27 protein-coding genes are annotated in these 25,016 nt (G+C 36.4%); 11 read left to right on the forward strand and 16 right to left on the reverse strand.

The genetic code is table 11. The features are described from left to right. Positions 1-241 precede the first annotated feature (241 nt). Positions 242-493 (forward strand): hypothetical protein, encoded by a 252-nt coding sequence (locus ACMZ42_RS00575; RefSeq protein WP_415730203.1) that lies wholly within the window; start codon positions 242-244, stop codon positions 491-493. Between the two features lie 261 nt (positions 494-754). Beyond that, positions 755-994: a hypothetical protein gene (locus tag ACMZ42_RS00580; RefSeq protein WP_415730204.1), complete on the forward strand. Its 240-nt coding sequence runs from the start codon at positions 755-757 to the stop codon at positions 992-994. Between the two features lie 22 nt (positions 995-1,016). Here ACMZ42_RS00580 and ACMZ42_RS00585 read toward each other — a convergent pair whose 3' ends face one another. The 3 genes from ACMZ42_RS00585 to ACMZ42_RS00595 are packed head-to-tail and all read right to left on the reverse strand — an operon-like array spanning position 1,017 to position 2,669. After that, the gene (locus tag ACMZ42_RS00585; protein WP_415730205.1) at positions 1,017-1,514 is read right to left on the reverse strand and encodes a CcdC family protein; all 498 of its coding nucleotides are present in this window, start codon (positions 1,512-1,514) and stop codon (positions 1,017-1,019) included. A 22-nt stretch (positions 1,515-1,536) separates the two neighbouring features. Further along, on the reverse strand, positions 1,537-1,905 hold the full coding sequence (locus ACMZ42_RS00590) for a response regulator (protein WP_370077526.1): 369 nt from the start codon (positions 1,903-1,905) through the stop codon (positions 1,537-1,539). 53 nt (positions 1,906-1,958) lie between these two features. Continuing rightward, positions 1,959-2,669, reverse strand: a complete 711-nt coding sequence (locus tag ACMZ42_RS00595) for a cytochrome c biogenesis CcdA family protein (RefSeq protein WP_370077524.1) — start codon at positions 2,667-2,669, stop codon at positions 1,959-1,961. 438 nt (positions 2,670-3,107) lie between these two features. Between ACMZ42_RS00595 and ACMZ42_RS00600 the strand changes: the two genes are divergently transcribed. The 4 genes from ACMZ42_RS00600 to ACMZ42_RS00615 all read left to right on the forward strand — a co-directional run bounded on the left by ACMZ42_RS00600 (position 3,108) and on the right by ACMZ42_RS00615 (position 6,870). Next, positions 3,108-3,836, forward strand: a complete 729-nt coding sequence (locus ACMZ42_RS00600; protein WP_370077522.1) for a FadR/GntR family transcriptional regulator — start codon at positions 3,108-3,110, stop codon at positions 3,834-3,836. A gap of 158 nt (positions 3,837-3,994) precedes the next feature. After that, the gene (locus ACMZ42_RS00605) at positions 3,995-4,711 is read left to right on the forward strand and encodes a (Fe-S)-binding protein (protein ID WP_415730206.1); all 717 of its coding nucleotides are present in this window, start codon (positions 3,995-3,997) and stop codon (positions 4,709-4,711) included. Between the two features lie 15 nt (positions 4,712-4,726). After that, on the forward strand, positions 4,727-6,154 hold the full coding sequence (locus tag ACMZ42_RS00610; protein ID WP_415730207.1) for a LutB/LldF family L-lactate oxidation iron-sulfur protein: 1,428 nt from the start codon (positions 4,727-4,729) through the stop codon (positions 6,152-6,154). After that, on the forward strand, positions 6,154-6,870 hold the full coding sequence (locus ACMZ42_RS00615; protein WP_415730426.1) for a LutC/YkgG family protein: 717 nt from the start codon (positions 6,154-6,156) through the stop codon (positions 6,868-6,870). The genes ACMZ42_RS00610 and ACMZ42_RS00615 overlap by 1 nt, the downstream gene beginning before the upstream one ends. Before the next feature lie 245 nt (positions 6,871-7,115). Here the strand turns inward: ACMZ42_RS00615 and ACMZ42_RS00620 are convergent, their stop codons facing one another. Next, on the reverse strand, positions 7,116-8,405 hold the full coding sequence (locus ACMZ42_RS00620; protein ID WP_415730208.1) for an MFS transporter: 1,290 nt from the start codon (positions 8,403-8,405) through the stop codon (positions 7,116-7,118). A 138-nt stretch (positions 8,406-8,543) separates the two neighbouring features. Here ACMZ42_RS00620 and ACMZ42_RS00625 point away from each other — a divergent pair, with 138 nt between their 5' ends. Beyond that, positions 8,544-9,794 (forward strand): helix-turn-helix domain-containing protein, encoded by a 1,251-nt coding sequence (locus ACMZ42_RS00625; protein ID WP_415730209.1) that lies wholly within the window; start codon positions 8,544-8,546, stop codon positions 9,792-9,794. Between the two features lie 49 nt (positions 9,795-9,843). On the opposite strand, the gene ACMZ42_RS00630 is transcribed toward ACMZ42_RS00625, so the two are convergent. The 6 genes from ACMZ42_RS00630 to ACMZ42_RS00655 all read right to left on the reverse strand — a co-directional run bounded on the left by ACMZ42_RS00630 (position 9,844) and on the right by ACMZ42_RS00655 (position 16,055). Then, on the reverse strand, positions 9,844-11,748 hold the full coding sequence (locus ACMZ42_RS00630) for an endonuclease MutS2 (RefSeq protein ID WP_415730210.1): 1,905 nt from the start codon (positions 11,746-11,748) through the stop codon (positions 9,844-9,846). A 553-nt stretch (positions 11,749-12,301) separates the two neighbouring features. Beyond that, entirely contained in the window at positions 12,302-12,691 is a 390-nt protein-coding gene (locus ACMZ42_RS00635) for a DUF302 domain-containing protein (protein WP_415730211.1), read from the reverse strand. A 131-nt stretch (positions 12,692-12,822) separates the two neighbouring features. Beyond that, entirely contained in the window at positions 12,823-13,728 is a 906-nt protein-coding gene (gene rarD / locus ACMZ42_RS00640) for an EamA family transporter RarD (protein WP_370077510.1), read from the reverse strand. A gap of 124 nt (positions 13,729-13,852) precedes the next feature. Next, positions 13,853-14,386, reverse strand: coding sequence for a hypothetical protein (locus tag ACMZ42_RS00645; RefSeq protein ID WP_415730212.1), 534 nt, complete (start codon positions 14,384-14,386; stop codon positions 13,853-13,855). Positions 14,387-14,554: 168 nt separating this feature from the next. Then, positions 14,555-15,727: a toxic anion resistance protein gene (locus ACMZ42_RS00650; protein WP_370077506.1), complete on the reverse strand. Its 1,173-nt coding sequence runs from the start codon at positions 15,725-15,727 to the stop codon at positions 14,555-14,557. Positions 15,728-15,794: 67 nt separating this feature from the next. Then, entirely contained in the window at positions 15,795-16,055 is a 261-nt protein-coding gene (locus tag ACMZ42_RS00655) for a hypothetical protein (protein ID WP_370077504.1), read from the reverse strand. Between the two features lie 375 nt (positions 16,056-16,430). Between ACMZ42_RS00655 and ACMZ42_RS00660 the strand changes: the two genes are divergently transcribed. After that, positions 16,431-16,826, forward strand: coding sequence for a VOC family protein (locus ACMZ42_RS00660; RefSeq protein WP_370077502.1), 396 nt, complete (start codon positions 16,431-16,433; stop codon positions 16,824-16,826). A 325-nt stretch (positions 16,827-17,151) separates the two neighbouring features. Here the strand turns inward: ACMZ42_RS00660 and ACMZ42_RS00665 are convergent, their stop codons facing one another. From ACMZ42_RS00665 to ACMZ42_RS00685, 5 genes are all read right to left on the reverse strand, one after another. Further along, entirely contained in the window at positions 17,152-18,393 is a 1,242-nt protein-coding gene (locus ACMZ42_RS00665) for an ABC transporter permease (RefSeq protein ID WP_415730213.1), read from the reverse strand. Next, on the reverse strand, positions 18,380-19,285 hold the full coding sequence (locus tag ACMZ42_RS00670) for an ABC transporter ATP-binding protein (protein WP_370077499.1): 906 nt from the start codon (positions 19,283-19,285) through the stop codon (positions 18,380-18,382). Before ACMZ42_RS00670 ends, ACMZ42_RS00665 begins: the two co-directional genes overlap by 14 nt. Before the next feature lie 11 nt (positions 19,286-19,296). Further along, positions 19,297-19,827 carry a DUF2812 domain-containing protein gene (locus ACMZ42_RS00675; RefSeq protein ID WP_402869052.1) on the reverse strand — a complete coding sequence of 177 codons (531 nt, stop codon included), beginning with the start codon at positions 19,825-19,827 and terminating at the stop codon, positions 19,297-19,299. A gap of 198 nt (positions 19,828-20,025) precedes the next feature. After that, positions 20,026-20,562 (reverse strand): DUF2812 domain-containing protein, encoded by a 537-nt coding sequence (locus ACMZ42_RS00680; RefSeq protein WP_415730214.1) that lies wholly within the window; start codon positions 20,560-20,562, stop codon positions 20,026-20,028. After that, positions 20,555-20,878, reverse strand: coding sequence for a PadR family transcriptional regulator (locus ACMZ42_RS00685; RefSeq protein WP_402869048.1), 324 nt, complete (start codon positions 20,876-20,878; stop codon positions 20,555-20,557). Before ACMZ42_RS00685 ends, ACMZ42_RS00680 begins: the two co-directional genes overlap by 8 nt. Before the next feature lie 352 nt (positions 20,879-21,230). Here ACMZ42_RS00685 and ACMZ42_RS00690 point away from each other — a divergent pair, with 352 nt between their 5' ends. Then, positions 21,231-21,812 carry a TetR/AcrR family transcriptional regulator gene (locus tag ACMZ42_RS00690; protein ID WP_415730215.1) on the forward strand — a complete coding sequence of 194 codons (582 nt, stop codon included), beginning with the start codon at positions 21,231-21,233 and terminating at the stop codon, positions 21,810-21,812. A gap of 53 nt (positions 21,813-21,865) precedes the next feature. After that, entirely contained in the window at positions 21,866-23,074 is a 1,209-nt protein-coding gene (locus tag ACMZ42_RS00695) for a YhgE/Pip domain-containing protein (RefSeq protein ID WP_415730216.1), read from the forward strand. Between the two features lie 340 nt (positions 23,075-23,414). Here ACMZ42_RS00695 and ACMZ42_RS00700 read toward each other — a convergent pair whose 3' ends face one another. Then, entirely contained in the window at positions 23,415-23,981 is a 567-nt protein-coding gene (locus tag ACMZ42_RS00700; protein WP_415730217.1) for a TetR/AcrR family transcriptional regulator, read from the reverse strand. Between the two features lie 198 nt (positions 23,982-24,179). Here ACMZ42_RS00700 and ACMZ42_RS00705 point away from each other — a divergent pair, with 198 nt between their 5' ends. Continuing rightward, positions 24,180-24,938 carry an SDR family oxidoreductase gene (locus ACMZ42_RS00705; RefSeq protein WP_415730218.1) on the forward strand — a complete coding sequence of 253 codons (759 nt, stop codon included), beginning with the start codon at positions 24,180-24,182 and terminating at the stop codon, positions 24,936-24,938. The last annotated feature ends 78 nt before the right edge of the window (positions 24,939-25,016 follow it).

Consider the following 25,016-nt stretch of genomic DNA (forward strand, 5'->3'; position numbering starts at 1 on the left):
CTTTCTTTCCGTCGTTCCGGCAATCCTATCCGTCGTTCTAATTTCTATCCGTCACTTTGACTCTTCTTTCCGTCGCTTGGTCGATTCTTTCCGTCGCTTTTGTCTTTCTTTCCGTCGCTCCGGCAACTCCATCCGTCGCTCTAATTTCTATCCGTCACTTTGACTCTTCTTTCCGTCGTTTCTGTCTTTCTTTCCGTCGTTCCGGCAATCCTATCCGTCGTTCTAATTTCTATCCGTCACTTTGACTCTTCTTTCCGTCGCTTGGTCGATTCTTTCCGTCGCTCCAGCAACTCCATCCGTCGCTCTAATTTCTATCCGCCACTTTGGCTCTTCTTTCCGTCGTTTCTGTCTTTCTTTCCGTCGTTCCGGCAATCCTATCCGTCGTTCCGGCAACTTTATCCGTCGCTCTGAGTTCTATCCTTCACTTTCACTCTTTCATCCGACGCTTTTGACTTTCTATCCGTCAATTTGGCAATCCTATCCGTCGTTCTAATTTCTATCCGCCACTTCGACTCTTCTTTCCGTCGCTTGGTCGATTCTTTCCGTCGCTCCAGCAACTCCATCCGTCGCTCTAATTTCTATCCGCCACTTTGGCTCTTCTTTCCGTCGTTTCTGTCTTTCTTTCCGTCGTTCCGGCAATCCTATCCGTCGTTCTAATTTCTATCCGCCACTTCGACTCTTCTTTCCGTCGCTTGGTCGATTCTTTCCGTCGCTCCAGCAACTTTATCCGTCGTTCTAATTTCTATCTGTCACTTTGGCTCTTCTTTCCTTCGTTTCTGTCTTTCTTTCCGTCGTTCCGGCAATCCTATCCGTCGTTCTAATTTCTATCCGTCACTTTGACTCTTCTTTCCGTCGCTTTTGTCTTTCTATCCGTCAATTTGGCAACTCCATCCGTCGCTCTGATTTCTATCCTTCACTTTGCCAAGCCTCTCTATCGCTCGGACCGCTCTATCCATCAGCCAAACTACGCGCAAAAAAAAACTACACTAGATGAAATCTCTAGTGTAGTCTTCCTATTAAATATTCTTTAGCGGAACTGTTTTTTTGATTTTAATAAATTGAACAAGCATTGCGATTCGCCAAGGGAGTAACATAGCGAACGCTAAAATCCAAAACATTCCTGCTAATTCACCAACGTCGATGGAGCTACTTAATATCATTTTTGCAATTACACGGAATACTAACAGTCCGATTAATATAAAAACGAATGCTTTTGAACGTTTTAAATAAATATCTTGACCTTTTACTTCAAATTTAGAAGTGGCAATTAAGATTGTTGAGAACACCATGCCGACTGCTGCCGCTTCAAGGATTTGCATGGATGGCACTCGAAATTGTTCGAATAAAAACATTAACGCACCTGAAGACATCGCAATAGGTGGAATGATAATTTTCTTCTCATTTGTCGGTTTCTTAGATGCACGCATACGAATAACCATGACAAAGGTACCCATAAAAATGGCCATTATGGTTGAACCTATTACATAATATTGAGAAGGGATATTGTCAAACATAAAATTTCCTCCTCTAATGTCATTAACAATTTTGTCCAAGTAATTGATCAACTACAGCTTTTAATCTTTCTGGCTCGAAAGGCTTTGTCATAAAATCCTTTGCACCACTTTCAATTGCTTCCACGACTAACTTTTGTTGTCCTAAAGCTGTAATCATAATTATTTTTGCATCTGGAAATTCAGGGATGATTTCTTTTACTGCTGCTATACCTGTCATAACGGGCATTGTTACATCCATCGTTACTAGATCTGGTTGTAACTCACGATACATCGCCACAGCTTCTTTACCATTCACTGCCTTGCCGACTACCTCATAACCCCATTCAGTAAACATATTACTTATTGCAACACGCATAAAAAGCGTATCATCCACTACTAAAACTGTAGGCACATGTTCATCTCCCTCCACGTTAAAGTACGGTATTGCCTCTTTAGTTTAGCAGATTAGAAGCCTGTAAATCCACCAAAAATAGGCTGTAAAATGCGTGTTAAATACGATAATCCGTCAAAGAATAACAATACACCAACGACAATCATAATATAACCGCCGATTTTCACGATTTTTTGGCTGTGTGTACGAATCCAAGTCATACGTGCTATAAAGAAAGATAACACGAAGAACGGAATCGCAAAACCTAAATAATAAGCTAACATATAGCTAAATCCTGCTGTTGGATTTGCACTTGCTAATGCAATAATCGATGCTAAAATTGGACCTGTACAAGGCGTCCAACCAGCCGCAAAGGCTATTCCGATTAATACCGATCCCAAATAACCCGATGGTCGGTTTTTAAATTGGAATTTTCGGTCCTTCATTAAAAAGTCAATTTGCAGTAATCCCACAATCATTAATCCAAATACAACGATTAAAATGGCTCCAACCTGACGTAATAATGTTTTATAATTAAGGAAGAACTCGGCTGCTAATGATGCACTTAGACCAATCAAAATAAAGATGATTGAAAATCCTAGTAAAAAGAACAGGGTGTGCAAAATTGCACGTTTTTGCATCATACCTCGTTCCGATTTTAGCTCATCTAATGACATACCTGTTATGTATGATAAAAATGCCGGATACAGCGGTAGAGTACAAGGTGAAATAAAACTTAAAAACCCTGCACCTAAAGCTAAAAATACGTTAATATCAGTTCCCATATTTTCTCACTCGCTCCTTACAGTTACTGTCTCCATCGTACCAAAAATCACTGTAAATTGCGCCCTTCTTGTTTGTGAACGTTTCATGGCAAAAAGGTGTTAAAAAAGTGAAGTTCCATCATATTATCATACTTATTTAATTTTCAGACCTTATTAAATCAAAGTGTATTTGCAAATGTACTTTTGCATTATGCGCCCCCTTATATTATCTGTCAACAAAATTCACCATAATTCCGCAATTCAAGTTATGTCCTTCTAAACGAATCCAAAAGGCACTAGCTACAGAGCTATGGAGTGCTGTTGTAAAGCCGTTACCTACCGCTCCTTGCAGAGTTGTAGTACCCTTTTTTATTTACTGTTAATAGTTAGTAAATTAACTTTCTTCATGTATAATTAAAAAACAATAGAGCATTGATAGAGATAAATGAGGTGTAGTCCTTGGAATTAAGAAAAATTAAACCGAAAAAAATATATGAGGAAGTATCTGAAATCCTCTATGAAAAAATTAGAGCTGGCGAACTGAAGCCGGGTGACCGACTTGATTCAGTAGAACAACTTGCTGAACAATTACAAGTAAGCAGATCTGCCATCCGAGAAGCTCTTTCCGCTTTAAAAGCAATGGGACTTATTGAAATTAAACAAGGCTCAGGTACATTTGTTAAAAGTAATCAATCCAATCAACTCGATTTCCCCTTATCTACTGCCATTTTAACAAATAAGCAAGATATCTCAAATTTGTTAGAAGTACGTAAAATTATCGAAGTAGGCACAGCGGCTAGCGCAGCTATTCATCGAACAGAAGAAGACATACAGTCCATGTTGCAAATTTTGGATGAGATGAAACGAGTACAAGGAGATGGAGAGCTAGGAGAGAAAGTGGATTTTCAATTTCACGCGGCCATTTCTGCAGCATCTCAAAACCCCCTACTTACAACTATATTGGACCAGGTTTCAGGTTTAATGATTGAAACGATGAAAGAGACACGTCGAATTTGGTTGTACTCTAAAAAAATTACGAGCGAAAAGCTGTATGATGAACATATGCAAATCTTCCTCGCGATTAAACAGCAAAATGAAGAGCTCGCAAAACATGCTATGGCTTCACATTTAAGTAATGTGGAAAAGGTCTTAATGCAATATTTCGAAACAACTGAATCGATGAAATAACAGCAGCTGCCTAGTTTTTATTATAGGCAGTTTTTGAATTTTTCGAAAATTAATAATAAACACCTTTTATTCATCTGTACAATTGTAGTAATATAAAAACAAAGTCATCAGATGACCTGTTGAGTTACGGGTAATAAAGATGAAAAGGAGCGATTCTCATGAAAGTAACACTTTTTGCGACTTGTTTAGTTGATATGTTTCAAGGTGATGTAGGAAAAGCTGTAGTAGAAGTTCTTGAAAGGCTCGGTTGTGACCTAGACTTTCCTGAAAATCAAATTTGCTGTGGGCAGCCTGCCTACAATAGTGGCTATGTAAAAGAATCTAAAAATGCTATAAAAAAAATGATTACAGCGTTTGAACATGCCGAATACGTTGTCTCCCCTTCTGGTTCCTGCGCTTATATGTTTAAGGAATACCCAGAAGTGTTTAAGGGAGATCCTGTTTGGGAGCCAAAAGCGCAAGCATTAGCAGATAAAACATATGAATTTACAGAGTTTATCGTAGATATATTAAAAGTCGAGGATGTAGGAGCACATTTAGAGGGCCAGGCTACTTATCATACTTCCTGTCATATGACACGTCTACTCGGAGTTACAGATGCACCGTTTAAACTATTAAATCAAGTTAAAGGACTACAGTATGTAGAACTCCCAGGAAAAGAAAGATGCTGTGGATTTGGCGGAACATTTTCAGTAAAAATGGGCAATATTTCTGGAGAAATGGTTAATGAAAAAGTACAAAATGTTGAAGAAACAGGTGCAGACATTTTAATCGGAGCTGATGCAGGTTGCTTAATCAATATTGGTGGTCGAATTAATCGACAAGGTAAGCCTATTAAAGTCATGCATATTGCGGAAGTATTAAATTGTCACTAAGAGGGGGTAAAAGAAATGTCCATGAAAACAAGTGATGAACGCTTTAATCATCGTGTAACGAAAGAATTAGAAAATACGTTTATGCGCGGAGCTGTGTCAAGCGCACAGGAGCGCTTACAAACACGTCGGCTAAAACAAGCTGATGAGCTCGGACATTGGGAGGAATGGCGCTCTCACGGCGAAGAAATTCGAAAGCATGTGCTGGAGAACTTAGATTATTACTTATATCAGCTAAGTGAAAACGTCTCTAAAAGAGGTGGACATGTTTACTTTGCGCAAACAGCGAAAGAAGCGACAGACTACATTCAAAGTATCGCGAAAAAAAAGAATGCTGCTAAAATTGTAAAATCAAAATCTATGGTGACGGAGGAAATTGATTTAAACGCCGCTTTAGAAAAGCTCGGGTGTGAAGTTATTGAAACAGATCTTGGAGAGTACATTTTGCAAGTAGATGATCATGAGCCACCATCTCATATCATTGCTCCAGCTATGCATAAAAATAAGGAGCAGATTCGTGACGTTTTTAAAGAAAAACAAGGTTATGAGAAAACCGAAAAGCCTGAAGAACTAGCTCTATATGTACGTGAAAAATTAAGAAATGAATATTTAACAGCAGACATTGGCATTACAGGCTGTAACTTTGCTATTGCAGAGAGTGGCTCGATTACGCTCGTGACAAATGAAGGGAACGCAGATTTAGTAACAGCTTTGCCGAAAACACAAATTACGGTAATGGGAATGGAGAGAATTGTTCCAACATTTGAAGAGATGGAAGTACTAGTAAGCTTATTAACAAGAAGCGCAGTTGGGCAAAAGCTAACAAGCTATATTACCACATTAACAGGGATCAAAGATGAAGGTGACACAGATGGACCAGAGGAATTCCATTTAGTAATTGTTGATAATGGACGTTCTGATATTTTAGGCAGTGAATTCCAGCCTATTTTACAATGTATTCGCTGTGCAGCTTGTGTTAACGCTTGCCCTGTTTATCGACATGTTGGCGGACATGCTTATGGTTCTATCTATTCTGGGCCAGTAGGTGTCGTTCTTTCACCATTATTAGGTGGCTATGAAGATTTTAAAGAGTTGCCATATGCCTCCACATTATGCGGCGCCTGTACAGATGCTTGTCCTGTCAAAATACCATTACATCAGCTTATTCATAGACATCGGCAAGTAATTGTCGAAAACGAAGGAAAGGCACCTGTATCGGAAAAGTTACTAATGAAGGCCTTTGGTCTAGGTGCTTCCTCCTCTGCCCTATATAAAATGGCGACAAAAATGGCTTCACCAGCAATGGCTCCATTTACAAAAGATCAAAAAATTTCTAAAGGCCCAGGCCCACTAAAAGCATGGACGGAAGCAAGGGATTTTCCTGCCCCCAATAAAGATAATTTCCGTGACTGGTTTAAACACCGCCAAAAAGGAGGCGATGAATGATGACAGGTACTATTGAAAATAGAGATGTATTTTTAGCAAACATTGCGAAACAGCTTGGACGTACACCAAAAATAGAAATCGTACGACCTACATGGCAATATAACCCTCAAGATCGCGTCCTAAATGAAGCGACAAAAGTTGAGTTACTAGAGGTTTTAGTTGAACAATGCAAAAATATTCATACGGATATTGTCATTACAAATACAGCTAATCTTCCTGCAGATTTACAAAAAGTAATTGGAAATTATGGAGGTCAATCTGTTATAACATGGAAAGATGAGCGTTTCCAAAACTATGGTCTAGGAAAATTAATGACCGAGCAATGGCCTCAAGAAAATATTCAACTGTACGAATGGGATTCTGAGCAACCAGAGGAAAATATTCGACAAGCTGAAAAAGCTAACATTGGCATTACAATCAGTGAAATTACATTAGCAGAATCAGGAACTGCTGTACTTTTTAGTGATAAGGATAAAGGTAGATCAGTTAGCTTTTTACCAGAGAAGTCTATTATTTTAATTCCTAAAAGTACCATTGTTCCACGAATGACACAAGCGGCTCGTTGGATTAGCGAAAAAGTTAGAAATGGCGAACAAATTGCTTCCTGCATTAACTTTATAACAGGACCAAGTAATTCGGCAGATATCGAAATGATTTTGATCGTTGGTGTACATGGACCAATTAAAGCCACTTATATTGTGATTGAGGATCAGTAAAACCAATCAACCAGGCATACTTCAACATTGAAGAAATGCCTGGTTTTGTATGTTGCTATATAATCTCGTTGATAGATGGTTACGAACCGCTGACAAAACTGCTATTACCGCTGATAAACTCTCATTAATCGCTGATAAAACTGCTATTATCGCTGATAAACTCCCACTAATCGCCGATAAAACCGCTATTATAGCTGGTAAACTCCCATTAATCGCTGATAAAACTGCGCAATTTCGCTGTTACATTAATTAGCAACACTCTCAGTTACTATCTTCTTTTGTTCATAAAACTCTGGATGTGCTTCTTTTAAGACAGATGTTCGTAGCATAACTAGTGATATCGTCACGATAATGACACTTGTGACAAGTAAAATAACCGTTGCTGGGAATGTATCGTACAAGATGCCGTAAACGACCATACCAATCGGCATCATTGACATTGCCATTGTTTCCATTAATCCCAATACGCGTCCACGATATTCTTCTGAAATCAGCCTTTGCATATAAACCCCAATTGGCATGTTAATCCCCATCTCAAAAATAGCGAAAATAAAGTAGATTACAATATAAAAGATAACAATAGCTAAATAGGATAAATTCGTTACTAATGGAACAACCGCCAGCCCTAAGATGCTAGCCAACAGCAATAAGCTGATTTTAGAAAAACGTAGTGGCGCCTTAACCTCTTTCCGTGTAGCGAAAATGAGGGAAGCAACAAGCATACCTACTGCACCTGAAGCTTCAATAAAACCAAAATGAGTTGATTTTACTTTTAGTAATTCAATAATAATATAGGTCCCCCCAATAACAATGGCAGAGAAAAACAAATTAATCCATAATGAAAGCCACATTACTGTTTTAACAACTTTTTGTAGCTTAATATAGCGAAAGCCACTAACAAGCCCAGCCCACATTTTTTCCTTTTCTATAGCCTGATCTCTTGTACTATAGAGAGTAAAATTCATTGTTGCTTCTAAGCAAAATGCAATCACATAGGCCACCATGTGTACAAGCAAAAATGCTTTCATGGAGAAAAATCCATACATCATTCCCCCGATTACTGGCCCACCAATTGCTGCTAATGACACTGACATTTGATTGAATGACATTGCTTTCTGTAGGCGTTCTGGATTTACTAGTGTTGCGATAGAGGAAGAAAATGTTACACCTGAAAAGGCTGAGCATATTGTATTAAAAACAGTTGCTATATAAATGGCATAAACTGACAAACCGACCATTTCTGTATAAAGTAGTAGCCCAGTAACGGTCAAGATCGTTCCTGCTTGTGCTAATAAAATCGTGCGTTTCTTTGAATAATTATCAGCTACATACCCTGCCAGAGGCGCGACTAATGCACGAGGCAAAATGGAACATATCATAGTTGTCGCAAAACTCATCGCTGACCCTGTCAGTGCCAAAATATATAAACCTATCCCAAATGACAATACATGTGACCCTAACAACGAGATCATTTTACTGGTTGTGAATGTCCATAAATGATACGTCGCCTTTTTATATTTTTGCTCTTCACTCATCTAAAATCCCTCCGTATTTTTAATTATACTAAAAAGTTTAATTTAATTAAACAAAATATAACATACCTCCCACTTTTCACGCAACAAAAAGTTTAATATAATTAAACAAAGGACATGATTTAAAAAGGAGGCGAGGAAGTGGACTCTTTAGGCACACGAATTCGCAAATTAAGGAAAGAACGAAAATTAACATTAGAGGAACTTGCTGGTGAACGTCTAACAAAAGGTATGTTAAGTCAAATTGAAAATGATAAGGCCAAACCTTCGATGGAAAGTCTTGAATATATTGCGGAGCGTTTAAAGGTAAAAGCAAGTGAATTACTTGAAGAAATAGCACCTTCTACGATACGTCATCTTTTAGAGCAGGTGGAGACTATATATGCAGAAATAAAACTAGGTAATACAGAAAATCTGCAGCAAATCATAGAGATGATTAACCCTTATGTAGAAGATCTTCCACTTGGCTATGAAGCTGGTCGTTTACTGTATATTTACGCAACAGCACAATATCAAATGGGATTAACAACATGGGAGTCACCACTCCAACAAGCACGCTTCATGTTTAAAGAAATTAACTTACTGAGCCATTGGTTTGAAACCTATATATTACAGTCGGCCATATTCACAGAAGGTCGAAACTATAAAATGGCGTATTCCTGTATCTTACAAGCTAAAGAAGAAGCTGAGCAAGAAAATTATCAATTAGATTCACGAGATGCCGGAAAAATGGCTTATTATATTAGTGTTTTTCAATTAGCAGTCGGAGAACATGAAGCCGGTAAACAACTCGTTAAAGAGACAATTGCCAATGCACATAAAAATCAATTTTACTCTTATATAGATGATATGTATCGTATTGCAGCGTTTTGTGCTATGGCTGACAACGATTTTGAGCAAGCAGAACATTTGATAAAAAAACTTGAGCAGTATCGAGTTTTTGCGGAACAAGTGGAAGTAGATGCCTTTATTTTCACATTACGAGCGCATTATTATAACAATTTCACTCATGATTATGAAAAGGCACTAGCGGAAATAGAGCGGTTTCGTCCACTTATGGATATGGGATCGATTAAATTTGATAAAAATCTTTACTATGCGGAAAAAGGAAAATCCTTATATTTGCTAGCCCGATATGAAGAGGCTAAAGAAGCATTTGAACATTTAACAAACATTCCCCCATTCATCTTACATCCATTTGACATATTAGTCTTTAATGAGTGTTTTTCTTATAAAGCTCTTTGCTATGCACACTTCGGTGAATTAACAACTGCCTACGAAATCGCCAAAATGGCCTATATGGATTCTCAGGATTTAATTGATCTACCCTATAAACAAAAAATTGAAGAAACTTATTATTCAATAAAAGCACAAATTAACTCGGTTCAATAAATAAAAGGGATTGCACACTTTAAAATTTATGTGTAATCCCTTCATATTATTAGCTCGATTTATCTCTCTTTATTTCCTTCTGAATCTTGCGAAGGGCTTTTCTCGAACCGCGCTCTATGTCATGCTGAAGCTTTCGTTCTTTATAATCCACAAACAATGTCTCTACATCATATCCTTCTGGGTATAATTCTGTTGCCGGAAGCTCTAATGCCAAACGCTTGACATTTACATTTATAAATTCTCCCTCGTAGAAAACAACAACATTATAGAAATTATCCATTTCTTGATAAACAATTCCAACGTCATCATGATCTAACAGCTTCACACGATCTCCCTTTTTAAAGTCATACTTTGCTTTGGTTCTCTCTTGCTCAATCTTAGGCTTCCTGATTTTACTGTCATTTACTTGTTCTAGATGATAATCCTTATTGTCAATATAGCCCTTCGCTCTTTGCAATACTGTTTCACGTATATTCATTTTCTTAGAAATCCATAGCGCATTACTTTCTCCAGATGTTCCGATAACTAATTTATACAAAGGTTCTAAAGTTTCACTATTAAAACGCATAGCCGCATTCATAAAATCACTATGCATTTCAGAGAAACGCTTAATTTCTCCATAGTGAGTAGTTGCCACTGTCATACAGCCCATATGATAGAACTCCTCTAAAATAGAAATCGCCAGTGCCGCTCCTTCATTCGGTTCCGTACCGCTTCCTATTTCATCAAATAGTAAAAGAGTATTATTATTAGATGCCCTCATTATATCCGAAAGATTTTTCATATGGGATGAGAACGTACTAAGTGCATTTTCAATACTTTGATTATCACCAATGTCTACAAAAATATGATCGAATACAGCTATTTCTGTACCTTTATCTGCAACAATATGGAAGCCTGACATAGTAGCCAATGTTAACAAGCCAATGGTTTTTAGGACAACGGTTTTACCACCAGCATTCGGTCCTGTAATGATTAAGCTGCGATAGTCTTTACCAATTTCAAAATGAAGTGGCACCGCCTTCCCTGTTAACAGTGGATGCTTACAATTTACGAGCTTAATATAGCCATAATCATTTAAGCTTGGTTCAACTCCTCCAATGTGCTTGCTAAACTTAGCTTTGGCAAACACCATATCATATTGGCTAATCAATTCCATGTTGATGTTGATTTCACGGATATTTTCCATCAGTAGCCCAGATAATGTCGCCAAAATCTGATATTCCTCCACCGCTTCCTCTGCTTTCAAAGTGGCCAATTCCACATTTAATTTACCTACTGTACTTGGCTCCATAAAGACCGTTGCACCTTTAGATGAAACCTCTACTATTGTCCCTTGCACATGATTTTTATAGGAAGCCTTAATGGGAATCGTGTATCGATCATCCTTCTTACTAATAAAAAATTCCTGGATATATGTTTTATTGGCACTATTATTTAAAAATTTAGTTAGGCGCTCTTTAATTTTTTCCTCTGTTGTTTCGATATGATTTCGGATACGCTTTAACTCTCTACTAGCAGCTGAATCAACACGATTTGCTTTAATAGCAAAGTTAATCTCCTCTTCTACACTTTTAAATTCAGACATCGAATTTGCATAGGATGCAAGTACTGGTGCAAAAAATTCCTTCTCCAGCATAAACTTTTTAATTTTTCTACAGCCTCTTAAAAAGTCAGAGATGCTAACCAGTTCACTAGGGTCTAAAATTATCCCTTTTTCAAGTTTTTTAATCGTGTTGTCAATATTGGATACCCCTAAAAACGGGACATGACCTTCCGCATCTAAAATCGCTCGTGCCTCAGTCGTTTCATTCAAACGATTTTTAACAACTGTCAAATTTGGGCTCGGCGTTAATTTATCTAATAACTGTTTACCTAATCCACTAACACAGTATGATTTAACGATATCCTTCAATTCATTGTATTGTAACTTCTCAAAAGTAGAATGATTCATTTTAAATTCTACTCACTATGATTTTTCCATAATCATTCATGAAGATACCTACTCATTAGATAGCAATGATTTTAAATTGGTTCTACATCTAATGTTGGAGTGAAGCACTAGGTGAAGTCTCACCAAGGTTACGACAACTGTCCTTCCCTTTGTAGGGACACCTCAACAAATAGTTTGAAAACCTTTATATTCAATTAAAAAACAAAAAAGCTGCGGGGATCCCACAGCTTTTACATTACAAGGCATGTGTAAAAAGCATCGTGAAAAAGACTTCAATCAAAATGAAGCATTTTCAGACCATTACACGCTTTATAAAGTATTGTAGGTATCTTCATAGGTATCGAAATAAATCCACGACTAAATAAGGGGTCACTTTATGACACAAATCCCCTGTCGTCATTAAATTTACTTCATTAAGTTGTTCCTATTTAGAACCTACCGCACTCATCAAAAGCACCTCTCATTTATTTATAATATTCATCATTGTTATCTAATTGATTGACATAATATTACTATATGCTGGCAGAAAAGTAAAGTTCCTTATTACTATTCATCATTTGCTTTTCTCTAATACATCAATTAAAATCTTTTCAATTTTTTCAGCAATTAATTTTAATTCTGGGTCATTTAACAAACCTATCATCGCAGTTGGTTTTGGAAGGCCGATTTTCGTTTTCTCTGCATCTTCATAAACCGTTATCTTACACGGCAGAAAGTATCCAACTAATGCATTATGACCAAGTACCTTCGCAGCCTCTACCGGATTACAAACCTCGAGAATTCTATAAGGCATTTTAAAACTATCTACGCCTTTTTTATGCAGCGTTTCAGTCAAGTTGAGCTCCCATAAAACGCCAAATTTATGTTTTTTTAAATTTAATGCTATAGCTGAAATTGTTTCTTCAATCGTTTTATTTGATGTGACTGTATAGTGAAAATCCATAAAGTAGTTTCTCCTCTTTCATTGTAAACGAAATTCATTCGTGACATTTTTTATCTGAGTTAAAGATAGAATAGCTTAATTTTTATGGAATATACAAAAAGGACCTGTAGAAAATATCTACAAGTCCTTTTTTAGGCTGATTTATGATGAGCTCTTCTCACTTCAATGATTTTCGAACCTGAAAACAGTAGTAAGGCTGCCCAAATAATACTAAATGCTAATAGCTCTATTTGACTAAACGGTTCTTTATAAAGTACGATCCCTAAAACTAACACAATCGTTGGTGATACGTATTGAATAAAGCCTAATAAATAGAGTGGAATATTTTGAGCACCTTTCGCAAATAAAATTAATGGCACTGCTGTCACTATACCACTCACAATCATGAGGATGTCTGTTTTCACATCAACATGTAAAAATGATGCTTGGTTCGTTGTAAAAAGGTAAATATAGTAGCCTAAAGCAAACGGTAGAATAAATAACGTTTCAATGGCTAGACCTCTTGTCGCATCCAGCGTAATTTTCTTTTTTAGAACACCGTAAATGGCGAAGGATAAAGCAATAAGAAGTGCTACCCATGGGATTGACCCATAATTAATCGTTAAAATAATTACAGCGATAAAGGCAATTCCTGTAGCTGCCCATTGCGCACGACTAAGTGCTTCTTTAAAGAAAATAACCCCAAAAATAACTGACAGTAAGGGATTAATATAATAGCCTAAGCTCGTTTCAATTAAATGATTATGGGTAACTGCCCAAATATATAAATACCAGTTCATTGAAATAACAAATGAAGCTCCCGCAAGCTGCCAAAAATGCTTTTGGTGTGACCACAAATATTTTAAGTCTGCGATAAGATCTTTGCGCATTCTAAATACTATTACTGCTAGTACTGTAAAGACAAAAGACCAAATGACACGCGATAATAAAATTTCCATACTCGGTACATGCTCAAGCAATTTCCAATAAAGCGGAAATGCACCCCAAAAAGCATAGGCTAAAAATGCCGCCAAAACGCCTTTTTTCTCATTTGACATTGCCTCTAACTCTCCTACTCTATTTTGAATCTATATGTTTTTGCGTTATATTTCCATTTGAAGAATAGACTAATTATAGGTCTTAGATTGGAAACTGTAAATGACGAATTTTAACAAATCGACATTACTCTTTATGTTCAGATTCAAGCTCAGAAATATATTTACGCACCATACTATAACTAATATCAGGGTTAATTTGACGTTTAATACGAATCTGAATTTCTTTAATACCAACACCCTGCTCCCGCATATCACGTATCATAGATTTTAACGGACCTGACAGGTTTTCCTTAGATAAAGTAGTATGTTTACTTAATTCAATTAATAGCTCTGTATTTTGTCTACGGATCTCCTTCAGCTCTTCTACGATACAATTGTATTCCATTAGCTTTTTTTGCAAGACTGCATTTTGCTGCTTCATTTTTTGCATATCATCCATAAGCTGTATATTTTGTCTCTTTAAATTTTTTTGCTCCTGCTCCTGAACATGATGCTTTTCATCTAAATCTTTATGTAAAGCATTATATAGCTCAGCTATATGTGTCAATTCTTGATAGCGACTTTGCGATAACAGCATCAGTGTTTCTGTTATATCAATAGAAAGTGTTCCATCTTTTAACGTTGCACACGATAATGTAGTTGGATTTATTTTGTTCATAGATTTTTCTTCACTCCATCACTAATTAGTTCGTGTAATGGCATAGCTTTGTTTAACATTTTTCCGCTTCCTTTGAAAAAAATTTTCATTGGTCTAATTATCGTATTAATTTCTATTTTGTCAATGTAAAAAAGCTTCTTGCGAAGAGAGATGCAAGAAGCTTTTCGATTACATTTTTTTCAGTTTCTCATATTCAAGCTGCAGACGTTCAATACGTTTACGGCCTTCCTCACGATTTTTAGCTGTTTCTGCTTGAATTTGCTTCGTTTCTTGAATACCAGACATAATTGTTTGCCATGTCGTTTCAATGGTTTCGATCTTAATACTTGGGCTACCAGCTGCACGGGCGATATTAACACTATTTTTACTTATATTTTCTGCATTTCGTACAAGCATTTCATTCGTACGACGGTCTAATTCAGTCATTGAATCTGAAATAAGCTTTTGGCGTTTTAACGTCACCGCATGAATAAGCCCTTGCTTGAATATAGGAATTGTCGTCACAAACGCAGAGTTAATTTTAGCGATTAAATGGTTATTCCCTTGCTGCATTAATCGAATTTGTGGAGCAGATTGGAATGAAACTTGTTGCGCCATTTCTAAATCATAACGACGTTGTTCTAGTAAATCAACGGCACGTACCATCGTTTCATAGTCCATTGCCGCTAATTGATCACCAGTTTGTGCTTTTTGTTCAAGTGCTGGTAATGATGAACGTACTTCATCTGTTTTCACTTCAATTGCCGCAATAAATTTACTTAAAGTTTGGAAGTAATTTAAGTTTTGATCATATAAATTTTCAAGATCAATTGTATTACGTTTCATTTCACCTTCGTATTTTTGAACCTCACGGAAAATGACATCCACTTCCTTGTTCATGCTGTCATATTTGGATAGAAACTTTTCTAATTGTTCCTTTCCTTTACTAAACAGCTTAGTAAGGAAGCCACCTTTTTTATCCTCCGCAAAATCTTGAGGATCAAATTTATCCATAATTCTATTTAAATTATTTAATAATACACTTGATTCCTCAAGCTTACTTGTTTTCATCGTTGCTAGCATTTTATCTGAAAAAGTAGAAATACCATTCGCAGTTTCTTTTCCAAGCTCTAGCATAGCAATTTGGTCTTTGACATCAATTTTTTGTGCTAATGCATGAACCTCAGGATCTTGCTTTAAAGCAAGTTGATTTTGAGCAATTTGTGATAGCTCTTGCTCAGAAACAAGTACTGGTTTTTTTGGCTCTTGCTCCACCTGTAATAATGGATTAGGCTGTAATAATGGATTTTCTGATGCAAATGGATCTTTTGATTTTAATAGGTCGTTGTCGAATTCAGACATAAAAGTTTTACCCCCTGCGATTTATCTCTTTTATTTACATACGATTCTAAGCTGAAAAAGTTTCATTTTAATCAAGTCTAACAAAATAAGAGTCACTTAATATATATGAAGCCTCATGATGCTCTAGTTGAAAGCTATAATGAGATGTATTAGAAATATTGACAAAAAGCTTTAATCGCTTACGATTATTTAAAATTCCAGCCAATTCATTTCTCATAGGTAGCTGCTGCTCAAGCTTCACAAAGAACTGTTCTCTCTCCTCTTGTGTTGCAAGGCGTTGAATTGGTGATTTTTTTAATAATGCTTCAATCTTTGCTTGCGATAACATATCTTCACCCTCTTACATAAATTATAGCTTGTTTCAGTAGGAAATTCGACTGAATCAATGAAATACTTTACATTGTTTTCTAAAATTAGCAGAGGCTTTCCCCTATAATGTTGGGTTGATTTCCGTTCCGGCTAGGTCGTCAGATGAGCAAAAAAGTAGCTACTTTCGTTTTATTAAAAGTCAACATATTTCCAATATGCTTAGTCGTTAGTTAATAAAATAGATAAAACATTTAAAAGTGCAGAACCATCAAAAAAACAGGCTGCTTCTGTTTTTATTATTAATGCTGATTTCTCGAAGATTGTTGTTTTCTGGATAAATAATTAAAAGTCTGGAATTATCTGATAAAATAACATGTAAAAAGGAGGTAATCCGTTGTCACAGGGACTAATACACCACATTGAAATATATGTTTCAGATTTAAAGAAGTCAATTACCTTTTGGGGGTGGTTATTAGAAGAATTGGGATATGAGCCATTTCAGGAATGGGATCGTGGACAAAGTTGGAAGATTGGAGAAACATACATCGTTTTCGTTCAAACAGATGAACGATTTATGGACATACCTTACCATAGATGTCGAGTAGGTCTAAATCATTTGGCGTTCCATACAAGTTCACGTCAACAAATTGACGATATGACAAAAAAGTTAAAAGAAAAAGGCATTAAAATTCTTTATACTGATAAGCATCCCTTTGCAGGAGGGGAAGAACACTATGCAGTTTATTTTGAAGACCCGGACAGAATTAAGGTTGAATTAGTAGCGCCCTAACCTCTATATTTAGCGGTCTTTTTTTATGTTTCCCTTAACATTTCGACTACTTTTAACACACTGAAATTAGCTTTGTTTATCTCGCTAAACCTTTCAGTTTTTAGTGGCACTCCGTATCCGCTCTCACTCTCATCCCACACCTTACGGATGGGGCTTTCCCGTTCGGAAAATCTGTCATTATAAAATGTATAACCCCTTAATAAATCATTTAAAATAAAAAGCACATTACTAATTTTTCATTTTAGTAATGTGCTTTTAAAATGTTAAGTAAATTCAAAATACAATTACTTGTACTTAATCTTAAAGAGTGTAGCTGCTTTTATTATCATGTTGTCACTTTTAGCACAGTTTTAATTTTCTTAATAACGCCACCTGAACTATAAGTTAGCACGCTGCGTTTATAGAATGAAATGCTGAATAAGTAAGCCACAATAATTGTTGCGATTAAAATACCTAACGATAAAAGTGGTACAATTAAGCCTATATCAGTACCCCCAATACGCATCGGCATGAGCATTCCAGACGTAAATGGAATATAAGAGAATACCTTAATGATAAGTGTATCTGGATTACCCATTCCCGTTATCATAACATAGAAACCAATGATAGTAATCATCATGGCTGGCATTAATACTTGACCTGATTCTTCCACTTTAGACACTAAAGAACCGAATAATGCTCCTACAATTAAGTAAAGAATAATTGTTAATAGTAAGAATAGAATGGCGTATATCACATAACCTATCGATAATTCTTTAACAATGCTAGCTGCCATATCCCAAACAAAACCGTTCTTCGCAAATTTCGCATAGATTAGGAAGACAACTGTAATAATACCCATCTGTGTTAATGCGAGTAAAAGCACACCAGCAATTTTTGCTTTAAAATGGGTAGCTGGCTTTACACTAACCAGTAGCATTTCCATTGCACGTGAACCTTTTTCAGTAGCAATTTCCGTTGTAATCATAGATAGGAATGTAGAAATAAAGAAATAGATTAAAATTCCAACTGCATAAGATACAACTAGCCCTGATTGTTTTTCTTCTTCGCTTTTACCACCATTAGACTCTGTATTTAAGTTTTTATTAGAGATTATCGTTTTTGCACCCATAATTTGAGTTGCTTGTTCTGGTGTTAGTGATAACTGTTGTACAGCATAATTTTGGCCAGCAAGTTGCAGTATCGAATTTATCGCACCTTGATCATTTAATTTCAATGGAGTGAAAGTGGAAATTTCAGCGTGAAGCTGATCATTTTGATCTGTTATTTTAACGATTGCATCTAACTTTTCATCCTTAACCTTTTTCTCAAGCGCCGATATATTTGACTCATTTTGTATAAATTCCATATCGCCATTTGATACAAAGAGGCCGCTTAAATCTGCTGTTGTTTCGTTGATAATCGCAATTTGTTGGGTATGATCATCACCTGTAAAAAGCTCTTTAATATCCGACCAGAAAACTGCAACAGACATCCCAAGTATATAAATGCATGTCATTACAACAAAGGATTTTGATTTTATTTTTGATTTGTATAGCTGTTTCATTAATAAATTAAACTTCGACAACGTTGCCACCTACCTTATCTTTAAAGATCTCATCTAACGATAAGTAATCTAAACTAAACTTTTCAATATATTTGCCATTTGAAAGCTTTTCGAAAATGCTTTGCGCATAGCTCTCATCCTCTAGAGTGAGTACTGTTTGCTCTTTCTCTACTCGAATATCTTTGACACCTTCAAGTTCCATCAATTGAGTTGTAGACCACTCTGTACGTACTGCCAATCTTGTTTTCCCGTATTGTTTCTTTAAATCTAGTAGACTACCTGAAAATAAAGAGACTCCACGTTTTAATAGACAAAGATGATCGCATAGTTCCTCTACATTATCCATTTGGTGACTGGAGAACAAAATCGTAGTGCCTTGTTCTTTTAAAAGCAATATAGCATCCTTCAGTAAATCTTTATTCACAGGATCAAGTCCACTGAATGGTTCGTCTAGTATTAAGAACTGCGGCTTATGAATAAAGCTAGCAATCAATTGTACTTTTTGCTGATTCCCTTTTGACAAAGTTTCAGCCTTATCTTTCCGTCTTTCTTCGAGCTCAAATCGACTAATCCAATAGTCAATCTCCTTCTTTAACACCGACTTCTTCATGCCACGTAGCTCACCGAAAAAGTAAAGCTGATCCTCTACCTTCATCGTCGGAAAAATGCCTCGTTCTTCTGGTAAATAACCAAGTACATCACGGTTGATAGCATTAACCGGCTTGCCATCCCAAGTAATTGTACCAGCTGTTGTCTCCTGTAAATCTAAAATCATTCGGAATGTCGTTGTTTTACCGGCTCCGTTTTGTCCAATCAGCCCAAAAATCTCCCCTTTTTCAATGGTGAAATTTAAGTTGTCGACCGCTGTGAAGTCTTTGTATTTCTTCGTGACATGCTCTAATTGTAATGTCATCTTTTTTCCTCCTACGATTCAAATATATGTAATTCTCGTTGTAGTCCTTTTTTACGTCTTTCAACCTTCAAAATTTGTGTACACATTATTATTACGACTACAAAATTTAAGAATGGTACTCCCGTGTATAAGATTCTTTCTGTTGATTCACCAAGTAAAATATAAAGATTGATAAATCCAATTAATAAATTAAGAAATGTTGCGGCAATAAAAAGGCGGCTTATTAATGTTAAATATTTTATTTTCGAAGAACTATCTGAAAATAATTCAAATGGACCTTCTGATTTCTTTTTGCGGTAATAAGCCCATACGCCAAATTTTGAAACAAACTCAATATTCATCGTCTCTAAAAAATCAAAGTAGTCCTGCTTTTTACCTTTAACTAGTTCATTGCGATATATGTATTGACCAGGTTCCCCTTTTTCAAAAATAAAGTATCCCACCATTGTACGCTTTAGATGCCAACCTTGTTCCGCCATATCATTAACCCATGCTTCTTCCTTTTCATAATCAAGAAAAAAACGATACACTCTTTTTTTCATAAAGTCCCACCTCCATTCTATTAATCATATAAAACTGATGCGAACTCCTGGTTAAATATACGCCTTAATAATAGTTTTGCTATTGATTGATTTTTCTGATTTCCCGGAAAATAATTTTGAAGCAAATATGAAATCCCATACTGTAGCTTTCTTTTTGGCATTAAATGCAACCATTTTTCTGCCATACAGTCTCCTATACTAATCTGTGAACAGATCCAAATCCTTCTTCAATTTATTGCGCACACGCACAAGTTTTAATAATGGTATAGAAAATAACACGACTACAAGAATATTAGTGATATTCATTGATAATTTAATCCAGTCTATTGCCTGTGCTGAAAAAATCCCACTCAGACCAATTAGTCCTATAGCCAAATTAAGAAGGATAAGCGATAGTAGCAGCGAAATTCTTTGGGACAGCTTATTCATTTTATTTTTCTTATCAGAGTAAAGTTCAAAAGGTCCATCATTTGCTGGTTTCCTAAAGAAGACGAGATTGCCAGAACGATCTACCTGTTCAATTCCTGAGGACCTCAGAAAATCTAAGTATTCGTCTTCATATGAGGCACCATTTTGCTCCATTTCATCAGGCCGATAAATATAACTACCTGGTTCTCCACGTTCGAACGTAAAACGTATCCAAGCGAACTTTTTTAAATGCCAACCTTGGCTTGCCATATCGTTAACCCATTTCTCAATATCATACGGGTTAACGGCCAATCGATATTTATCCATTTGTTCCATCCTCCTTCGTTATACGGACGCCATTGTCAAAAAGTTCCCTTAATCTCAAAATTTCGTATTCAACCACTCTTTTTCCACTCTCTGTAATGATGTATTCCTTTTTTCGTCCATCACCATCTAGCGCCTCAATCCATCCTCGCTCGAGTAAAGTTTTGATAGCTCCATAAATCGTCCCCGCTCCAAGCCGAACACGACCATCACTCATTTCCTCTACTAGTTGCATGATGCCGTAACCATGTCTTGTGTCAAATAAAGCTAATAAAATATAATAAACGCCTTCTGTTAATGGCGGATGTTCTTGAGTCATACAAATCCCCCTTTTTATATCGTCTAACAATATATCGCCATACGATATACTAAAAATATATCAGCCAACGATATAGTTGTCAATGTTATTTTTTCCATAAAAAGTTATTAAAACTTTTCATACTAGCAGTGTAGCACCATGTTGTTGTTTTGATTCACCTTGAGTGATTTTTGGTTTCATCTGAGATTTCCCCGGCTACTCGAGAGGTTCTTATTCTTCTCTTGGTTATCCGAGCAGTTCCTCTTATCATCCAAACATTACTGATTTCCATTGTCTGTTAATATTTTTATTGCATACGAAATTCCTCTATGCTAGCATGTAAGTAATCACTTGCACGAAAGGAAGAACTCTATTGTCAACAAAAAGCACCGCAGAACGAATCATTGAAGCTGCTTTACAACTCATTAGTGAGAAGGGCTATACTGCGGCAACAACTAAAGCAATTGCTGAATTAGCTGGGGTCAATGAGGTAACAATTTTTCGCCATTTCGGCAACAAGCGCGGCATTTTGAAGGCCATTATTGAGCAATTTTCCTATTTCCCTCTTCTACAGCAAGAGATTAATAAAAATGTTACATGGGATTTAGAAACGGATTTACTAAATTTCTCTGTAAAGCATTTTAACTTTTTAATGTCTATTAAAGACTTTGTAATGATTGGCTTTAAGGAAGCGATGCAGTTTCCGGAAATTAATGAAGAGATTGCTAATATCCCTCTTCATATTAAAAATGAGCTAATTCATTATTTTCAGGAAATGTATGAAAGAGGAAAAATTAGAGAGATTGATTTTGAAGCAGCAGCGTTATCTCTTATCGCTATTAATTTTGGTCATTTCATGTCACGGGCACGCTTAGGAACAATTGTTTCTAATATGCCTACTGAAGAATTGTTAAAAACGAGCATTTCAATTTTTTCTAGGGGATTGACTCCCTAGAAAAAATTTTTCCTTACAATGCAAGTAAGTACTTACTTTATAGGAGGTCTTTTATGAAAGGGTTACAAGCTTTATTTAAAATTCGAGAAACTTATATTGGCATTGTCATTACAATTGCATTCCAGGTGATTTTCTTTTCCGTATGGATGACTGCCTATGATGGTGTAAATGACAGAACAGAAAATTTAAAGATCGGACTAATTAGCGAAGATACTGAGATGGGGCAACAAGTAGCAAATGAACTAAAAGGAAAACTACCTTTTACAATAGAAAATTACTCCTCTCTAGACAGAGCTGAGCAAGAATTAAATCAACGTAATATCCATATGATTATTCATATTCCAAGCAACTTTACGAGTCAATTACAAGCAGGTAAAGAGGCTGAAATTATTTACTCTATCAATCAAGCAAATGCAAGCATCGCAAAAAATATGATGGATGGAGTAGCAAAACAAGCAACAGAGGAAATTAACCATAATATTTATCCTTTACAGCAAGGCAAAACCATTGAGGCATTTTCTCAAAAGTTCTCACAGCTTCCAATGGAGCCAAATACTGCACAACAAATTAACGAAGCCGTTGCTACAACAATTATGAGTGTAAAGGATCATGCGATAGATTCTACTATTATTAAAACAAATAATGTTGAAGAGTTTGCTGCGAATTTTGTGCCATTGATGGTTATTATTTCGTCATTCGTTGGTGCAATGGTAATGATTATGCAGCATCAGCAGGCTGCACAACTTGTGCAAGATACAATTTCGAAGTGGCGATTGTTCCTAGCAAGACAGCTTATTAATATTGGTGTCGCCTTTGCCCTTCCGCTATTAACGATTGGCTTAATGCATCTATTTAATATTTCAAGTCAAGTAAATTTTTTAACAGTATACCTTTTTCAAGCATTAATGTTCTGGGCTTTCCTCTCCCTAGCACAAGCCTTTATCATCATTTTTGGTAACTTGGGTATGATTTTTAATATTTGCGCTCTTTCTATGCAGCTTGTTACTTCAGGTGCTCTTGTTCCACAAGCGATGCTATCTGATTTTTACAATAAACTAGCGTCACTTCTCCCAGCTACTTATGGAGCTGACGGCTATTTCATCATTATTTTTGGTGGAAGCACTGATAATTTAATGAGTGATTGTAGCTCGTTAGGAATTATCATAGCTGTAACACTGGGCATTTCTGCGACGGTCGTTGCTTTAAAAAAATCAAAAGTAAAGAGTGAAAGCGAGCAAATTTCCCCTGCCACGGCTCAATAATATTGTCAAAAAAAGCGATGTACTAATGATGAGTTGGTACATCGCTTTTGTAGTAAAATCATAAAACAGTGAAGATACCTTCGCTAAGATGCGGCACTTTAAATAAAGGTGATTTCCGTTCTAGGCTATCGCTTTCCCGTGGGTGAGAGTCGAGCCACCTCCTCCTCTTATATTGTTGCATAGTAAACATTTGTCCTGACGCTATTACTAACTTTCGGTTATATCATTCGACGCCTTTGGGATTAGCGTCACAGATGAGACCCTGCAGCGAAGCGTCAGCAACAAAGCGTCCAGTCGGAACGGAAATCACCCCCTCGCTTTGCCGAGGAGTCCTTTAATACTATTCACCAATTCGCAAAATAGCCGCAAGTTGTTTATTCAAGGTACTTACGCTATCCACAAAATCTTGACGATACCATTGAATGATTAGGCCAATGATTGCGTTTGCTTGATAAGCACTATAATACTCAATGGATATCTCATCATGTACTTTATTATGAAGTGTGATATCTCTTTTTAGCAGAGCGAAAATTCCATCAAATAACATGTAATAGTATGTCAGTGGCACATTTTTAGAAAAAACAATACGATAGAACATTTTAAAGCGCTCAATATGATGAAAAATACGAATAGTATTTGGATCTATTTGGTTTTTATCCAATGTTGTTACTGCACGGTACGGTTCCTCATAGGAATTATTTAAATCCTCCATAATTTCCTGAAAGTATTCCTCAAATAGCCCTTCCTTTTGCTCATAGTGCAAGTAGAAGGTACCTCTATTCACCTTTGCCACCCGACAAATTTCTGCGATTGTAATGTTTTCTAAAGGTTTCTCGCTTAATAAAGTTAGTAAAGCATTATGTAATGCTTGTTTCGTTTTGACAACTCTTAAATCGTTAGCGCTCAAATTTTTCCCCCCTTACTAAACAGATTTTTCTAAATGTGTTGATTACTGAACAGTTCTTAGTATTTTGCGCATTGAAATCGCTTACAAAATTATTATATTATTTTAATGAACACATGTTCAATATTTAACATATTATATCCTCGAAATCACTGGGACAAACTCTGGTGAATAAACATAAATTATTAGGAGGTTTTTGTGATGAGATTAGAAGGTAAAGTAGCCATCGTAACAGGTGCAGCGTCTGGTATGGGTAAAGCAATTGCAGAAGGCTATGCAAAAGAAGGAGCAAAGGTCGTAGTTTCTGACTTAAATTTAGAAGGTGCACAAGCTGTTGTTGAAGGTATCGAAGCAGCTGGTGGCTCAGCGATCGCTATTCAAACAAATGTTGCATCAACAGAAGACTTACAGCGCTTATTTGATGAAACAAAAAATGCTTATGGCAAATTAGATGTTTTAGTGAATAATGCTGGTATTATGGATGGCATGGAGCCAGTCGGTGAAGTTTCTGATGAACGATGGGACAAAGTATTCGCAGTAAATACAACTGCCGTAATGCGTTCGATGCGTATGGCAACAGAGATTTTCCTTGCTCAAGGACATGGTGTCTTTGTTAACAACATATCTGCTGGTGGCCTATATGGCGCTCGTGCTGGGGCTGCCTACACTGCTTCTAAGCATGCTGTTGTTGGTCTCACTAAAAACACAGCATTTATGTATGCAGATAAAAATATTCGCTGTAATGGTATCGCACCAGGTGCAGTTATCACAAACATTGCTTCTTCCATGACAAATGTGAGTCAAACAGGTGCAGCTCGCCAAGCACTTGGTTTAGCTATTAACCCACGTGCAGGACAACCTGAAGAAATTGCTCAGCTCGCTATATTCCTTGGCTCAGATGAAGCAAGTTTTGTTAACGGACAAGTAATTGCTGTTGATGGTGGTTGGACAGCTTACTAAGTTTCTCTATGCACATCTGTGGTTATTTCATTTGGTAGCATGTTTAAAATGAGTTCGGTATTGTATCGAACTCATTTT

Source organism: Lysinibacillus sp. NPDC056185, from assembly GCF_047737915.1.
Classification (GTDB): domain Bacteria; phylum Bacillota; class Bacilli; order Bacillales_A; family Planococcaceae; genus Lysinibacillus.

Coding starts and splice junctions, on each gene's coding strand:
- ACMZ42_RS00670 (WP_370077499.1), bottom strand. CDS start 19,285: ATGACATTACAATTAGAGCATGTCACGAAGAAATACAAAGACTTCACA.
- ACMZ42_RS00630 (WP_415730210.1), bottom strand. CDS start 11,748: ATGAATCATTCTACTTTTGAGAAGTTACAATACAATGAATTGAAGGAT.
- ACMZ42_RS00675 (WP_402869052.1), bottom strand. CDS start 19,827: ATGAAAAAAAGAGTGTATCGTTTTTTTCTTGATTATGAAAAGGAAGAA.
- ACMZ42_RS00705 (WP_415730218.1), top strand. CDS start 24,180: ATGAGATTAGAAGGTAAAGTAGCCATCGTAACAGGTGCAGCGTCTGGT.
- ACMZ42_RS00585 (WP_415730205.1), bottom strand. CDS start 1,514: ATGTTTGACAATATCCCTTCTCAATATTATGTAATAGGTTCAACCATA.
- ACMZ42_RS00635 (WP_415730211.1), bottom strand. CDS start 12,691: ATGGATTTTCACTATACAGTCACATCAAATAAAACGATTGAAGAAACA.
- ACMZ42_RS00645 (WP_415730212.1), bottom strand. CDS start 14,386: ATGAACAAAATAAATCCAACTACATTATCGTGTGCAACGTTAAAAGAT.
- ACMZ42_RS00680 (WP_415730214.1), bottom strand. CDS start 20,562: ATGGATAAATATCGATTGGCCGTTAACCCGTATGATATTGAGAAATGG.
- ACMZ42_RS00620 (WP_415730208.1), bottom strand. CDS start 8,405: ATGAGTGAAGAGCAAAAATATAAAAAGGCGACGTATCATTTATGGACA.
- ACMZ42_RS00685 (WP_402869048.1), bottom strand. CDS start 20,878: ATGACTCAAGAACATCCGCCATTAACAGAAGGCGTTTATTATATTTTA.
- ACMZ42_RS00650 (WP_370077506.1), bottom strand. CDS start 15,727: ATGTCTGAATTCGACAACGACCTATTAAAATCAAAAGATCCATTTGCA.
- ACMZ42_RS00605 (WP_415730206.1), top strand. CDS start 3,995: ATGAAAGTAACACTTTTTGCGACTTGTTTAGTTGATATGTTTCAAGGT.
- ACMZ42_RS00695 (WP_415730216.1), top strand. CDS start 21,866: ATGAAAGGGTTACAAGCTTTATTTAAAATTCGAGAAACTTATATTGGC.
- rarD (WP_370077510.1), bottom strand. CDS start 13,728: ATGTCAAATGAGAAAAAAGGCGTTTTGGCGGCATTTTTAGCCTATGCT.
- ACMZ42_RS00610 (WP_415730207.1), top strand. CDS start 4,727: ATGTCCATGAAAACAAGTGATGAACGCTTTAATCATCGTGTAACGAAA.
- ACMZ42_RS00595 (WP_370077524.1), bottom strand. CDS start 2,669: ATGGGAACTGATATTAACGTATTTTTAGCTTTAGGTGCAGGGTTTTTA.
- ACMZ42_RS00655 (WP_370077504.1), bottom strand. CDS start 16,055: ATGTTATCGCAAGCAAAGATTGAAGCATTATTAAAAAAATCACCAATT.
- ACMZ42_RS00615 (WP_415730426.1), top strand. CDS start 6,154: ATGACAGGTACTATTGAAAATAGAGATGTATTTTTAGCAAACATTGCG.